General features: G+C 41.3%; 17 protein-coding genes. 9 read left to right on the forward strand and 8 right to left on the reverse strand.

All coding sequences use genetic code 11. From position 1 onward, the window contains the following. Nucleotides 1-154 precede the first annotated feature (154 nt). Together K358_RS18640 and K358_RS0115745 are read left to right on the forward strand one after the other, a co-directional pair. A complete protein-coding gene (locus tag K358_RS18640; protein WP_038150268.1) occupies nt 155-616 on the forward strand; it encodes a DUF2061 domain-containing protein in 462 nt (153 codons plus the stop codon). A 142-nt stretch (nt 617-758) separates the two neighbouring features. Beyond that, nucleotides 759-1,250, forward strand: coding sequence for a GNAT family N-acetyltransferase (locus K358_RS0115745; protein WP_027697711.1), 492 nt, complete (start codon nt 759-761; stop codon nt 1,248-1,250). A gap of 14 nt (nt 1,251-1,264) precedes the next feature. Here K358_RS0115745 and K358_RS0115750 read toward each other — a convergent pair whose 3' ends face one another. Further along, on the reverse strand, nt 1,265-2,068 hold the full coding sequence (locus tag K358_RS0115750) for a glycosyl hydrolase 2 galactose-binding domain-containing protein (RefSeq protein ID WP_027697712.1): 804 nt from the start codon (nt 2,066-2,068) through the stop codon (nt 1,265-1,267). 80 nt (nt 2,069-2,148) lie between these two features. Then, nucleotides 2,149-2,583: a ribonuclease E inhibitor RraB gene (rraB, locus tag K358_RS0115755; protein WP_027697713.1), complete on the reverse strand. Its 435-nt coding sequence runs from the start codon at nt 2,581-2,583 to the stop codon at nt 2,149-2,151. 278 nt (nt 2,584-2,861) lie between these two features. Here rraB and K358_RS0115760 point away from each other — a divergent pair, with 278 nt between their 5' ends. The 6 genes from K358_RS0115760 (at nt 2,862) to K358_RS0115790 (ending at nt 7,713) form a co-directional block, all read left to right on the forward strand. Beyond that, on the forward strand, nt 2,862-3,866 hold the full coding sequence (locus tag K358_RS0115760) for an ornithine carbamoyltransferase (RefSeq protein ID WP_027697714.1): 1,005 nt from the start codon (nt 2,862-2,864) through the stop codon (nt 3,864-3,866). 296 nt (nt 3,867-4,162) lie between these two features. After that, nucleotides 4,163-5,092: an aspartate carbamoyltransferase gene (gene pyrB / locus K358_RS0115770; RefSeq protein ID WP_027697715.1), complete on the forward strand. Its 930-nt coding sequence runs from the start codon at nt 4,163-4,165 to the stop codon at nt 5,090-5,092. Between the two features lie 15 nt (nt 5,093-5,107). Next, complete coding sequence (gene pyrI / locus K358_RS0115775; protein WP_027697716.1) at nt 5,108-5,569, forward strand: aspartate carbamoyltransferase regulatory subunit; 462 nt, start codon at nt 5,108-5,110, stop codon at nt 5,567-5,569. A 30-nt stretch (nt 5,570-5,599) separates the two neighbouring features. After that, complete coding sequence (locus K358_RS0115780; RefSeq protein ID WP_027697717.1) at nt 5,600-5,989, forward strand: Rid family detoxifying hydrolase; 390 nt, start codon at nt 5,600-5,602, stop codon at nt 5,987-5,989. A gap of 141 nt (nt 5,990-6,130) precedes the next feature. Then, nucleotides 6,131-6,613: a putative pterin-binding protein gene (locus tag K358_RS18645; protein WP_051241346.1), complete on the forward strand. Its 483-nt coding sequence runs from the start codon at nt 6,131-6,133 to the stop codon at nt 6,611-6,613. Continuing rightward, on the forward strand, nt 6,613-7,713 hold the full coding sequence (locus K358_RS0115790) for a GGDEF domain-containing protein (RefSeq protein ID WP_027697718.1): 1,101 nt from the start codon (nt 6,613-6,615) through the stop codon (nt 7,711-7,713). The genes K358_RS18645 and K358_RS0115790 overlap by 1 nt, the downstream gene beginning before the upstream one ends. 67 nt (nt 7,714-7,780) lie before the next feature. Here the strand turns inward: K358_RS0115790 and K358_RS0115795 are convergent, their stop codons facing one another. The 3 genes from K358_RS0115795 to K358_RS0115805 are packed head-to-tail and all read right to left on the reverse strand — an operon-like array spanning nt 7,781 to nt 11,030. Next, on the reverse strand, nt 7,781-9,316 hold the full coding sequence (locus tag K358_RS0115795; RefSeq protein ID WP_027697719.1) for a DHA2 family efflux MFS transporter permease subunit: 1,536 nt from the start codon (nt 9,314-9,316) through the stop codon (nt 7,781-7,783). An 8-nt stretch (nt 9,317-9,324) separates the two neighbouring features. Further along, nucleotides 9,325-10,536, reverse strand: coding sequence for an HlyD/EmrA/EmrK family protein (locus K358_RS0115800; protein WP_027697720.1), 1,212 nt, complete (start codon nt 10,534-10,536; stop codon nt 9,325-9,327). A 59-nt stretch (nt 10,537-10,595) separates the two neighbouring features. Then, entirely contained in the window at nt 10,596-11,030 is a 435-nt protein-coding gene (locus K358_RS0115805) for a MarR family transcriptional regulator (RefSeq protein ID WP_027697721.1), read from the reverse strand. Nucleotides 11,031-11,226: 196 nt separating this feature from the next. Between K358_RS0115805 and corA the strand changes: the two genes are divergently transcribed. Continuing rightward, nucleotides 11,227-12,180 (forward strand): magnesium/cobalt transporter CorA, encoded by a 954-nt coding sequence (corA, locus tag K358_RS0115810; RefSeq protein ID WP_038150269.1) that lies wholly within the window; start codon nt 11,227-11,229, stop codon nt 12,178-12,180. A gap of 116 nt (nt 12,181-12,296) precedes the next feature. Here corA and K358_RS0115815 read toward each other — a convergent pair whose 3' ends face one another. From K358_RS0115815 to ibaG, 3 genes are all read right to left on the reverse strand, one after another. After that, nucleotides 12,297-13,022: a 1-acylglycerol-3-phosphate O-acyltransferase gene (locus K358_RS0115815; protein ID WP_027697723.1), complete on the reverse strand. Its 726-nt coding sequence runs from the start codon at nt 13,020-13,022 to the stop codon at nt 12,297-12,299. 131 nt (nt 13,023-13,153) lie between these two features. After that, on the reverse strand, nt 13,154-14,410 hold the full coding sequence (gene murA, locus K358_RS0115820; protein ID WP_027697724.1) for a UDP-N-acetylglucosamine 1-carboxyvinyltransferase: 1,257 nt from the start codon (nt 14,408-14,410) through the stop codon (nt 13,154-13,156). 92 nt (nt 14,411-14,502) lie between these two features. After that, nucleotides 14,503-14,757: a BolA family iron metabolism protein IbaG gene (gene ibaG / locus K358_RS0115825; RefSeq protein WP_027697725.1), complete on the reverse strand. Its 255-nt coding sequence runs from the start codon at nt 14,755-14,757 to the stop codon at nt 14,503-14,505. Nucleotides 14,758-14,770: the final 13 nt, after the last annotated feature.

Raw genomic sequence — 14,770 nt, forward strand, 5'->3', positions numbered from 1 at the left:
GGCTAGCCGAGAGGTTAGCCTTTTTCGTTTTTCAGCGAAACGACCTAATCAATAGCTTCTACCTATCAAATAAATAATCACAAACCTACTTTACGTAATGAGAATTATTCGCAATAATGTATTCAACAAAACAAAGACATTATTCGGAGTCATTATGAAAAAGACATTCACATTCGCTATCTTACATTTCAGTGTCGCTTTTACCGTTGCTTATGTATTAACCGGTGACATTATCTTAGGTAGTTTGATCGCGATGATTGAGCCTATGGTGAACACGGTTGCTTTTTACTTCCATGAGAAAGCGTGGCAGCAGCCTAAATGGGCTCGTTTGGCAATGTTAAAACCAAGTCGTAAAACCGCTAGCTTCGCTGTTTTGCACTTTAGCGTCGCTTTCTTAGTGGTTTACTTGTTAACCGGTGATATGTTTGTCGGTGGTTTAATGGCGGCGTTAGAGCCCAGTATTAATACGGTTGTGTTCTACTTCCACGAACGCGTATGGCAACGTAATGAAAAAGCGAAAATCAGCTTACACTGCCATCACCATGACTTGCAGCAGCATAGTATTGAAGTATCAGAAGTATCAGAAGTAAAAGACGACCAAGTCAGAGCTTATTAGTTCTACAATCAACACTTTAAACAACAGACGCCCACGACCCACTACTCCGAATAAGATAGTGGGCGTTTTTGTTTTTATTGCCAATAAGTATTGAGGTACACTTTCTTGATATTGCTTATATCCTTAAGAGTCCAGTCGTACTATGTCTTACACCATTCGCCCTATTCAGCCGCAAGATAACCCTCAAATTGCTCATGTTATTCGTGATGTTTCCGCCGAATTTGGTTTAACTGCCGATAAAGGTTATAGCGTGGCCGATCCAACCCTCGATAACTTATATGAAGTCTATCAAGCTAAACGTTCACAATACTGGGTAATGATCAATAAAGATGGTTTAGTTGTGGGTGGTGCTGGGATTGCTCCACTCGTCGGTAAGCCCGAAGTGTGTGAGTTACAGAAAATGTATATTTTAAATCACGCTCGTGGCCAAGGTTTCGCTAAAAAATTAATTGATGTTTGTTTTGAGCAAGCGAGAGAAATCGGCTTTGAGCAGTGTTATTTAGAATCCACCGCGGAGCTGAAAGCGGCGCTTGCGTTATATCAAAAGCTTGGCTTTCAGCATTTGGATGGACCTTGGGGAGATACCGGTCACAGTGATTGTGAAGTAGTGATGGCTAAAGTATTGAACTCATGAGCGGTAATCTAAAGCTACAAAGGATAGTGGTTAATGCTTTGTGTTTCTGATAGCGCCACATCGAAAGTGAAATGATAACCATCTAAGTGAACATAGAGTTCGGTATTACCAGATAACGCTTGATTGGTTTCTTGCTCTATCACCGCTTGCTTAGGAGCATCGACCTGAAAAATAGCCGTAACATGGTCGCTTCTCACATCCAAAGGTATGGTGTACATCATCCCTTCGTATTTAATTTGAGTTGAAACTAAGCCCGGTTTTAATGTCGAATAATACACATCGACCTTTAACTCACAGCCACCACCGTGATGCCAAATTTGCTCGGTCACCACATGCTGCAATCGAACATTGCGTACTAAACGTAAAAAAGGTGTACGCTTAATTCCACTGACAATTGGAGTATCGCTAACTGGCTCGCCTAAATGACAAACCGATGCTTCCTCTTCAATCAAGAAGTCATCATCGAGCTCTAAAAACAAAATCTCAATCCGATTTTTACCAAGGTTAAGATAAGGCTGAATATCTTTTTGATAACGATATTGGCTACCATCGCAGTCAAATACAGCCACACCACCTACTCGCACCTCGGCATAACGATCAATACCATCGATCACAAGATCAACCCCCGCAAGATCTAACATTGACTGATCGACCTCGATATCGTGCATTAAATGCCATTCTTGCTGATCAATCTCTTGTTCAGACAAGTGACTAGGTAATACCGAACTCAATTTGGCAGGAAAAGCGATATCGGCTTGAGGAATAGATAAATCAGTAAGCGGGGATATTTGCCAAAGGCCATCAAGTAAAAAGTGCATAATCGTCCGTGAATCTGTAGGGAATAGATATAAAAATACCAGCTATATTCAGCTGGTATTTTTTAACGAAAAAGAAAGCGTTACTCGCTATCGTAATCGTCATTCTCTTCATCATAAATGGCGTCTTCACCTTCGTAGAAAGTGCCCCAACCATCATAGATGATGTCAAACTTTTCAGCCAAATGGACCAGTTTCTCAACTTGCTCATCAATAAGGTTAGCATCTAAAGCCGATTGCATGATCGCATCACAGCACAATACTTTGCTGCCATCTTCGTCTTCAGTTTCTTCGGCTTCTAACACTTCAAAGCCCATTTGGAATGCTTCCATCACTGCTTTTTCTAATGTTGCGAAATCTTCAGCGAATAAATGATGCTCAATATCGTAAAGCGCGTCTGGATCACTGCCATCTTCAATCAATGCTGCGATAATTTCACGTGTTTCTTCTTTTTGAAATTCAATCAGTTCTTCTACCGACATATAATCGTCTTGCATCGATTGATCATTATTAGACATAGTTTAAGCTCCAGTGTGGGCAAATTTTCGATATAAATAAATTATATATACACAAAGTAATTAAAGTGACAGTGAGGTAAATGAACACCGTTAACAACGTCGCACTTCATGTACGAAATATATAGGTGTATTTTGCCATGAAAGCTCATACTAAGTAAGCGTTAATGTGGTGGTTATGGATACTTTGATTTTCACCACATCAAAAACAAATAAAAATTCACTTTATTGGCATTTTTATGTATAAATAACTTTTACCACCGACTCACAAGGACGTAGTTATGGCTTTCAACTTACGCAACCGTAATTTCTTAAAACTACTGGATTTCACGCCGAAAGAAATCGATTTTTTACTCAGCTTATCTCGTGATCTTAAACGCGCCAAATACGCAGGCTGTGAGAAGAAATCGCTGGTAGGTAAAAATATCGCGCTGATCTTTGAAAAACCTTCCACTCGTACTCGTTGCGCTTTTGAAGTTGCCGCGTTTGATCAAGGTGCTCAAGTCTCCTACCTAGGCCCTTCTGGTTCGCAAATTGGCCATAAAGAATCAATGAAAGATACCGCGCGCGTTTTAGGCCGTATGTATGATGGCATCGAATATCGCGGGTTTGGACAAGCGATTGTGGAAGAACTCGGAGAGCATGCCGGCGTACCAGTATGGAATGGCTTAACCGATGAATTTCACCCAACGCAAATTTTAGCTGACTTCCTAACTATGCAAGAGTACAGCCAAGACAAGCCGTTAAATGAAGTGAGTTTCGCTTACTTAGGTGATGCTCGAAACAACATGGGTAATTCATTAATGGTTGGCGCGGCGAAAATGGGAATGGATATTCGCCTAGTTGCACCGAAAGCATTTTGGCCAGAAGAAAGCTTAGTGGAAACTTGCCAAACTATCGCCCAAAGCACTGGCGCTAAAATCACACTCACCGAAGATGTTGCCGAAGGTGTTCAAGGTTGTGATTTCTTATATACCGATGTGTGGGTTTCGATGGGTGAAGCGGCAGATGCTTGGGATGAACGTGTAGCTTTGATGATGTCTTATCAAATCAATATGGATATGATTAATGCTACCAACAATCCGAATGTGAAGTTTATGCACTGCTTACCTGCTTTTCATAATGATGAAACGACCGTCGGTAAAGAAGTGGCTGAAAAATACGGCATGAAAGGCTTAGAAGTGACAGAAGAAGTATTTGAGTCAGACTACTCTATTGTTTTCGATCAAGCAGAAAACCGCATGCATACGATTAAAGCCGTTATGGTGGCGACTCTAGGCGACTAGTAACTTGAGGTGACTAGCATCTTGAGGTAGCTCGCTTCATTCGATAAATAGGAATCAAGGCACACAATAATTAGACTAGAGCTTTAGCAAACGCTTGCGCTTACTTTTATTGGGAGTATAATTTCCGCCAATTATCAAAGGAGTGAGCAATGCGACTGTTAAGCCTAAATATCAAATTTTGCTTCAAGCAAATGGGCTTATTTAATTCTGTTATTGCTTTTATTCTTTCATGATCAAGCCTCCTTATTTGGGAGGCTTTTTTGTATCTGTTTCTAGCGTGAATGTAAGGACAAATCATGGCGAACTCGCTCTATCAAAAGCACATTATTTCCATTCCAGAACTGTCTCGTCAGGAGCTTGAATTAATCATTCAAACTGCCGCACAAATTAAAGAGAATCCTCAGCCGGAATTAATCAAAGGCAAAGTGGTGGCAAGCTGCTTCTTTGAGCCTTCCACTCGTACTCGATTGTCTTTTGAAACTGCCATTCAGCGTATTGGTGGTAGTGTGATTGGCTTTGATAATGCAGGAAATACTTCTCACGCAAATAAAGGTGAAACGCTTGCCGATTCAATCCGCATCATTTCTTCTTATGTCGATGCTTTTGTAATACGCCATCCACAAGAAGGTGCGGCGCGCTTAGCGTCTGAGTTCTCCAACGATATACCTATCATCAATGCTGGAGACGGTTCAAACCAACATCCAACCCAAACCTTACTCGATCTATACAGCATTTATGAAACGCAAGGTACTTTAGATAATATCAATATCGCGTTTGTCGGAGATTTAAAATACGGCCGCACCGTACACTCGCTGACTCAAGCCTTAGCTAAATTCAGCAATGTACGTTTTTATTTTGTCGCACCTGAAGCACTGGCCATGCCTGATTACATTTGTGAAGAACTGGATGATGCAGGCATTGAATATAGCCTACATACCGATATGGATGAAGTGATCTCGAAGCTCGATATTTTATACATGACGCGCGTACAAAAAGAGCGTTTTGATGAGTCAGAATATGCTCATATTAAATCAGCCTTTGTATTAACCGCGGCGGCATTAAAAAATGCTAAAGATAATTTGAAAGTGCTTCATCCACTACCTCGTGTTGATGAAATCACGGTTGATGTTGATAAAACGCCATACGCTTATTATTTCGAACAAGCAGAAAATGGCGTTTACGCTCGTACTGCACTGCTCGCGCTTGTTCTAAACCAAACTTTATAATCACGGAGGCCTTCCATGTCTAAGCAATACCAATTACAAGTTGAAGCGATTAAAAACGGCACCGTGATCGACCACATCCCAGCGCATATTGGCATTAAAGTACTTAAGCTATTTGAAATGGATAACTCAAATGAAAGAGTGACCGTCGGCTTAAACCTGCCATCTTCGGCTCTTGGCGCTAAAGATTTACTCAAAATTGAAAATACCTTTATCACCGAAGAGCAAGCACAGAAACTCGCTTTATATGCCCCTCATGCTACGGTCAATCAAATCGAAGATTATCATGTAGTGAAGAAACTGGCGTTAACCTTACCGAAAGTGGTCACTGACGTCTTCAACTGTGCCAACAGTAATTGCATTACCCATAACGAGCCAGTTTCCAGCACTTTTACGGTGATTGAAAAAAATGATGATATTCGCTTAAAGTGTAAGTATTGTGAGAAAAGCTTTTCTCGCGAAATCATGACTGAGAAATAATTATTACCACGGAATAACAAGGAAAAGATAATGACTAAAGTATTGCATACTGAATTAGCACCCGCAGCGATTGGCCCATACGTTCAAGGCGTCGATCTTGGCAGCATGGTAATGACTTCAGGCCAAATTCCAGTTAATCCAGCAACAGGTGAAGTCCCAGCAGAAATTACCGCTCAAGCTCGTCAGTCTTTAGATAACGTTAAAGCGGTTGTAGAGTCTTCAGGGTTAACAGTTGGTGATATTGTTAAAATGACTGTTTTTGTAAAAGACTTAAATGACTTTGTTGCGGTAAATGAAGTTTACGGCGCATTCTTTGATGAGCACAAGGTTGCCAATTACCCTGCACGTTCTTGTGTAGAAGTCGCACGTTTACCAAAAGATGTTGGTATTGAAATTGAAGCAATTGCCGTTCGCAAGTAAGCGGTAGAAAAACAACAAACCTTACTTAATGAGAGGCTAGTCCCTCTCATTTTTTGTTTAAAAAAAACACAACAAAATAGCACTAATTGTCATGGTAATGTTAGAATGCGACGAAATATATACGCAGGGTAACTATTACTAATGAAATCGATAGCCTCATATTCTCTTCAACTGACATTAGTTTTAATACTTATGGCAATTTCAACTGTTGCCCAATCGTCGCCTATTCTGAGCTTAGAATCGCCAACTGGGCAACAAATAAACCTAAGCCGTGAAGATCTGGAAAGCCTGCCTCAGACAACTTTCACCACCTCGACGCCTTGGACTAAAGGTATTCATACCTATCAAGGACCGAGATTAAACTTAATTACTGATAAGCTGAAACCTTCAATCAATGGCATTCGAATCTATGCCGTCAATGGTTACTCCTATGACATCAATATTCACGATTTAAAAAAATACCCATTTATCTTAGCGCTTCGACAAGACGAAAAAGCACTGTCATTACGTAATAAAGGCCCTTTTTGGTTACTGGTGCCTTTCGATCAGAACCCCCATTGGCTTTCGCTGGATAAACTACGTAATCAATTGGTTTGGCAAATAAACAAGATTAAGGCTTTATAATGCGCTTACATATTTCGAAGCCTGTGATGATCAACACTACGTTTATCTTATTGTTAGCTCTTTTTACTACTGGTTTTCTCTGGAGCTTCTACCTACAAAAAGAAAATAATCACAATATCGATCGCTTTTATCGCTCGACCAATTGGTACGCTAACAGAATGATCCACCAATCGGAAAAATTTTTATACAAGACCGAATTGTATCAACTAGGCGCGATTCCTTTATCAGACCTAACTCAAAGTTACGATCTGGTTTGGAACCGCCTACAACTCTTTTTAGAAGCCAGTATCACCGAGCTTTTACGCAGCCGTCACCCACAAGTCACTAAAGACGTGGAAACGCTTTTTAACAGTATCAAAGCATTAGATGATGATTTTAACAATCCTAGTCATCTGCACACAAAGGCATTTTCAGATAAGGTTATGAAAGTTAAGGATGACTTACTAAATTTAAACTATTCACTGAGTCGTGTTCTCACAAGTAGCCTTAGCGAAGGTACACGTAAAAATAACGACCTCATTCAACTTTGGCAGTTATCGGCATTCATCATTACCGTATTACTTTCTACCGCTTTACTTAGAATGAGCCGACGTTCAGCAGAGCTAGCGCAACTCGATCCACTGACTCAGTTAGGTAATCGACGCGCCTTATCGGGCTACCTAAAGAAGCAATTAAAACGATCTTCAACAGTCAGTGTATGCGCCATCGACCTAAAGTGTTTTAAGCAAATTAATGATCAAATTGGTTATCAAGTGGGGGATCAGGTTTTAGTAGCATTTACTCAAAGACTTGCCTCGATAAAACAATGCAGAGCCTTTCGTCTTGGTGGGGATGAATTTGTACTTGTTTGTACTAAGCCAGATATACAACATAACTTAACGGCTCGAATTAAAAAGTTACAACAACAACTCGAGTTTGATTATCAATCCGAAGAACATCAATTTCCGGTTCGTATTCGTCTTGGCATCAGCCAATCAAATAAAAAGAATCCATCCGAAGCTGGGGCGTTACTCGACCAAGCAATCTTAGCGCTAGATCAAACCAAACAAACCACTGATAAAGATTATGCTTTTTATCATATGCCTGCTTCGTCAATTTAAACGGCCCCTAAAAAACTAAAAGAAGCGATATCATTCGCTCCTTTATTAAGTTCAATTTACACCTTCATTAATGCGCTGAGGCAGCCGCTGATGTATCAGTACTTGATTTAATAAATGGCCCTTTAGCAAACCAAATAATCACAACCAACGCAAAGAACAACCAACCTAGCATGTAGAAGTAATCAATCGTTGAGTTCATAAAAGCTTGAGTGGTAATGATATGATCCACAGCCGCTAAGTTAGCTTGTGTCTCTCCGCCCATCTTATGCAAATAATCCACCGCTGCAGGCTCATAATTACTCACATGCTCGGTTAACGTCGCATGATGAAAATCAGCTCGACGAGTCCATAACCAAGTTGTTAATGAGGAAGCAAAGCTACCGCCCAGTACACGTAAGAAAGTAGTCAGGCCTGATGCATCAGCAATTTGCTGCCCATTCAAGTTCGATAAGAATATCGTGGTGAGGGGCATAAACATAAATGCAATACCAATCCCCATAAACAACTGCACTTGAGCAATTGAGTTAAAATCAACAAACGTATTGAAATGGGAGCGTAAGAAACATGATAAGCCAATCACCACAAAGGAGATTGTCGCCAAGATTCTCATGTCGGCTTTATGCGCATATTTACCCACTAACGGCGTCAGCAAAAATGGCAATATTCCCATTGGCGCAGAAGCTAAGCCCGCCCAAATCGAAGTGTATCCCATGTAAATCTGTAACCATTGCGGCAAAATAATATTAATGGCAAAGAAAGCCGAATAACTTAATACCAGTGCTAGCGTACCGACTGTGTAGTTACGATCTTTGAACAGGTATAAATTTACGATTGGGTGGTCATCGGTTAGCTCCCAAATCACAAATGAAATCAGAGCCACTGCTGCAATGCAGGTCATCACTACAATGTGAGTCGAAGCAAACCAGTCGGCATCATTACCTAAATCGAGCACAACTTGCAGTAAACCTACCCCGAGCACCAACAAAGCAATGCCAATAAAATCAATCGGCATTTTCGCAGTCACATCAACGCGATCTTTCAATTGCTGCCAAACCACTAAACAACAAAAAATACCAATCGGTAAGTTGATGAAAAAGATCCACGGCCAAGAATAGTTATCGGTTATCCAACCACCGGTAATCGGCCCGACAATCGGTGCAACCACCGTCACCATCGAAATCAGCGCTAACGCTGCCCCCCGTTTAACCGATGGAAAAATCGCCAACAATAACGTCTGACACATCGGAAACATAGGACCGGCAAAAAATCCCTGTAGAGCACGAAATACAATAAGCTCTGGCATACTGGTCGCAATTCCACAAAGGAATGACGAAAAGGTAAATAATGCCACCGATACAATGAACAGTCTAAGTTGCCCTATGCGGCGAGAAAACCACCCGGTAAGCGGCAATGCAATTGCATTACACACCGCGAATGAAGTAATAACCCAGGTACTTTGCTCTGAACTTACCCCTAAGTTACCTGCGATCGTCGGCAATGCGACGTTAGCAATCGTACTATCGAGTACCTGCATAAACGTGGCTAATGCGAGAGCGATAACCGCCAGTGGCAGACTAGGAGGCGTGTATGTTTGATCGTTCATGAACGCCTCTATTGTGCGGTCGTTGTTGTGCCAACACTGGTTGCGCTAACACTTGCTACGCCAACATTTTCATGCAAAATTTTAGCAACTAGCTTATCCACTTCTTCAAGTGAGTTATGGTAAACATCAGTGTTATAACGAGCTTTTTTCGCAGCTTCTTTTGCCAATAGCTGACCATCGGTATCTTTAATATCGACTTTCGCTACCATAGATAGACCAATACGCAACGGGTACTTATCTTGGTTTTGCTCATCTAAATGGATTTTTACAGGCAAACGCTGAACAATCTTGATCCAGTTACCACTAGCATTTTGCGCAGGAAGAAGAGAGAACGCACTACCCGTACCAATACCTAGGCTTTCTATTTCACCTTTATATTCAACTTCTTCGCCGTAAAGATCAGAAGTAAGCGTCACTGGCTGACCAATACGCATATCTTTCATTTGGCTTTCTTTAAAGTTGGCATCTACCCACACTTGATGTAATGGAACGATTGCCATTAACTGACTACCGGGCTGTACTTGACTACCTAATTGCACAGCACGTTTAGCCACATAACCACTAACCGGTGCCACAATTTTAGTACGCATATTATCTAAATAGCTTTTACGTAAAGCAGAAACCGCTGATTTCACACCTGGATGCGTTTCTAGCACGGTGTTATCAACAAGTGCTACCGTCATTTGTAATGATTGCTCAGCCGCTTCTAATTGGCTTTTGGCAGCTTCTAAACTATCGCGGTAGTGAGTTAAATCTTCTTTCGAGATCGCCCCTTTTGCTACCAAATTTTTACGACGGTTATAATCATTTAATGCCTGACGATACTCAACTTTGCTGGTTTCTACTTTCGCCTTAAAGTTATCCGCCGCGGCATACATACTACGAACTTCGCGAACTTTGCTCGCTAATTTAGCTTCAGCATTTTGCAGGGCAATTTGGGTATCATTAGAGTCTAATGCCACCAGTACTTGGCCTTTTTTGACATAATCACCAGCATCTGGAATCACTTTAGTTACGGTGCCAGCAATTTGTGGCGATACCGTCACAAGGTTACCATTTACATACGCATCGTCGGTTTCTTCTACGAATTTTGCATACATTTGATAGTAAGCAAACCAACCGCCACCAATTACCAATAACGCAACCAATAAGATAAGAAAAGAGGTTTTGCGCTTACTTTTTGGTTTTACAGCAGCTTCAATATTTTGTTTGTTTTCCATGATTCAACCATTTGATCATTAATGTAATTATAATTTTTTCTTGCCTAAATAACGCTTCGTTAAGGCAGTAACCGCTCTAATAAGCCACTCAACTGTTTTACTTCATCAGCAGATAAATCGCCTATCAACAATGGACTCACTTGAGTTTCAATCACTTCTATACACTGGGTTAATAGTGATTGACCAGAAGGGGTTAATATCAAAATGACACTTCTTTTATCTTCTGGATTCGGTTGCTTTTCTACGAGCGACTTTTTAATTAAACGCTCAACCATGCGCGTCATTGAACCGCAATCGATAGCGAGTAACTTACTGATTTCTGCTGGTGAATTCTTTTTTTCACATTCGATCACCGCCAAAACTTTAAATTGAGCAGGAGTGATATCGAGTGGCATCAAGAACTGTGAAAGCAATCTATCTTTATGATGGTTAACTAAACCAATGAGTTTTCCTAAAGGAATACTCGATGCATGAATATAAGGAGAAGTGGTCATAAGCACCTTTATGTTTCAACTTACTTGCCTAGGCAAATACTTGGCGGCATTTTATTTGCCTAGGCAAGTATCTGTCAATAAGTATTTCAAAATGTAACCATAAAATTACAGATGATTTAGGCTGAAATTCGCATCTTGAGGTTACTTGGGTATAAGATAGGGATATTCGTCCATCATCAAAAAGGACTTTTTCACGATGCGATTTTTCAAAATCAATAACGGCTTTATTCAAGAAATAAGCTATGACAAACAACAAGATCTACAACCTCTTATCGAACAAGCTGACTGGATAGATGCCCACGATCCTAGCGATGAAGAGCGTCTGTTTTTATCACAACAACTTGGTATTCAAATTCCCGGCACTAATGATGTAGAAGAAATCGAAGCATCTTCGCGTTATTTTGTCGATCATGAAGGGTTGCACGTCCACTCGCTGTTTCTTTCACCGAGCGAAGGTCGCCATACTACGGTCAACATTGCCTCCATTCTGCAAAAAGACCGATTAATCACCATTCGAGAAGGAAGTATTGCTGACTTTCGATTATTGCGTTTGCGGGCTCGTAAAGGTCAGGTTCAGTCTGATGATGTTCAATCACTATTTATCACCATCTTGGAACAAAAAGTCGAGAATCATGCCGATACCATCGAGGATATTCACCATCAATTAGAAAAGATCAGCTATACCGTACTGGAGGATGAGGAAGCAGATTGGGAAGAATGCATTAGCCGCCTTGCACGACTCGAAGACAGTAATGGTAAAATTCGTTTATGTTTGATGGATACTCAGCGCGTGATTTCATTTTTACTGCGTCACTTAAAGTCGACACCAGAGCAGCTGGAAACATTACGTGAAATTGTGCGTGATATTGAAACCTTGATGTCTCACACCACCTTCTTATTTGAGAAGATCAACTTCTTAATGGATTCGGCGCAAGGCTTTATCAATATAGAGCAAAACCAGATCATCAAAACCTTCTCAATCGCCGCAGTGGTATTCTTACCGCCAACATTAATCGCCAGTATTTATGGGATGAATTTCCATGTTATGCCTGAATTAGATTGGACCTTTGGTTACCCGGCCGCTTTAGCGTTAATGGTCGCTTCAGGCTTTGCCCCTTACTTTTACTTTAAACGTAAAGGCTGGTTGTAATTCCTATTCACCAATAATTGAATAACAAAAAGCCAATGAACACAAATATTCATTGGCTTTCTACTGTCTTGAATTCTAGTTATCCGCAACTAAGTTTACTTCTAGTCAAAAGAAGCTTACTTCGCGTTACGCTCTAGTACTTCGGCATCAAGCTCTTCTAACTTTGCTTTCATCTGATTGCGGCACAGTTTCAGTATCTCGCGAACATTTTCTTTATTGTAGCCTTCAACACTGATCGGTGGCAGCATCTCAACAATCACATGGCCGTTATTCCAGCGGTTCAGTTTTAACTTATCGGTTGAGCTACACACAATCGGAATAATAGGAACTTGAGCAGCAATCGCCGCATGAAAAGCACCGGTTTTAAACGGCAATAGACCGCGACCACGTGAACGTGTCCCTTCAGGAAACATCCACACCGATACTTTGCTCTTCTTAATTTGATCGGCAACTTGGCTAATGGTATCCATCGCTTTGCTGCGATTGGCACGGTCAATCAAGATATTACCTGTTAACCAATAAAGCTGCCCAAACAAAGGCAGCCAAACTAAGCTTTTCTTACCGACCGTAACTACATTTGGCGTGAGCGCAGCTGAAATGGTAAATAAATCCCAGTTATTTTGGTGGTTACCTAAGTAGATATGTTGACCGCGCTCATAAGCATTATCTGGAATTCTCAGCTCAAGCTTGATACCGAATACTTTAGCCATTCGGGAAAACATGCGGCCAAAAGTAAAAACATGGCGAGGGTTACGTGGACTGAATAAACAGTAGCCACAGCCAAAAACAAACATGAATACAGCAAATATCGCGACAGCAATAATGCGTAGTAAAGCAATCATTCAGTTTCTCCAATCACATAAAGCGCAAAGCAAATCGCCAGCGCCCTATACAATAAAAAAGCCGAAACCATTAGGTTTCAGCTTCCATGGCCCCAAAAGCAAGCGGATTAAAGGCTCACTTTCTAAGGCTATTATTTAAAACGCTCGATATTAGCACCTAGCGCATTCAGTTTATTTTCAATGCGGTCATAGCCACGGTCGATATGGTAAATACGATCAACAATGGTTTCGCCTTTAGCAATACAACCAGCAATAACAAGACTCGCAGAAGCACGAAGGTCTGTTGCCATCACCTGTGCACCAGTTAAGCTTTCAGCATCACCACAAATAACAGTATTACCTTCAATCTCAGCTTTAGCGCCCATACGCATTAATTCTGGTACATGCATAAAGCGATTTTCAAAGATAGTTTCTGTGATCACGCCGCCGCCTTTCGCCATCATATTCAGCAAAGTAAACTGCGCTTGCATATCCGTTGGGAAGCCAGGATGTGGGGCAGTACGAATCGTTACCGCTTTTAATTCGCGGCCTGTCATATCTAAGCTAATCCAATCTTCACCCGATTCCACTTTCGCGCCCGCTTCTTCAAGCTTAGCCAAAACCGCTTCAAGTAAAGAGGCTTTGGTATTACGACACACTACTTTACCACCAGAAACGGCAGCCGCAACGAGGAATGTCCCCGTCTCAATACGGTCAGCGACCACTGAATGTTGACCACCAGACAGACGCTCAACGCCTTCAATGGTAATAGTACCAGTACCTGCGCCAGTAACTCTCGCACCAATTGCATTTAAAAATGCAGCGGTGTCTTCAATCTCTGGTTCACGCGCCGCGTTTTCTAATACCGTAGTACCTTCTGCTAACGTTGCTGCAGACATAATCGTAATGGTTGCGCCAACCGACACTTTATCCATTACAATATGAGCACCTTTCAAGCGACCATCAACTTCTGCTTTTACATAACCTTCATCAAGCGTAATGGTTGCGCCAAGTTGCTCTAGACCATGAATATGTAGATCAACTGGACGAGCACCGATCGCACAACCGCCAGGCAGAGAAACTTGACCATGACCAAAACGAGCCACTAAAGGACCGAGTGCCCAAATTGAAGCACGCATGGTTTTTACTAAGTCATACGGAGCACAATATTCATGAATTGGGCCAGCATTAACACTTAACACTTCACCATTGCGCTCAACTTCGGCACCAAGGCGCTTCAGTAGCTCAATCGAAGTATCGATATCACGTAATGCAGGAACATTCGCTACTTCAACCGGACCTTCCGATAAAATAGTAGAGAACAAAATTGGTAACGCTGCATTTTTAGCCCCAGAAATGGTGACTTCACCTTGTAGCGGACCTGAGCCGTGTACTCTAAATTTTTCCATTAGTATAAGAACCTTGCTTCTTTATTTTTATTCTTTACTTCTTTCAAGCAAGAAGTAAGCAAAAGCGATTGAGTCTATAGAGCCAGTGGAATCTATAGTGACATCAGCTTTTTATCGCGCGCCCACTCTTCGGGTGTATACGCTTTAATTGATACGGCATGAATATCATTTCTTTGGATGTATTCCATCAGAGGCGCGTAAATTAATTGTTGTTTTTTAACTCGGCTCATACCTTCAAAAGATGAATCAACCGCAACGACTTCGTAGTGGCTGCCTTCACCTTTCACGTGAATTTCTTGTAATGACAAGGCGTCATCTAATATTTGTTTTACTTGGATAATGTCCACGTAACCCTCTAAT

This window comes from Vibrio litoralis DSM 17657 (assembly GCF_000426765.1).
GTDB lineage: Bacteria > Pseudomonadota > Gammaproteobacteria > Enterobacterales > Vibrionaceae > Vibrio > Vibrio litoralis.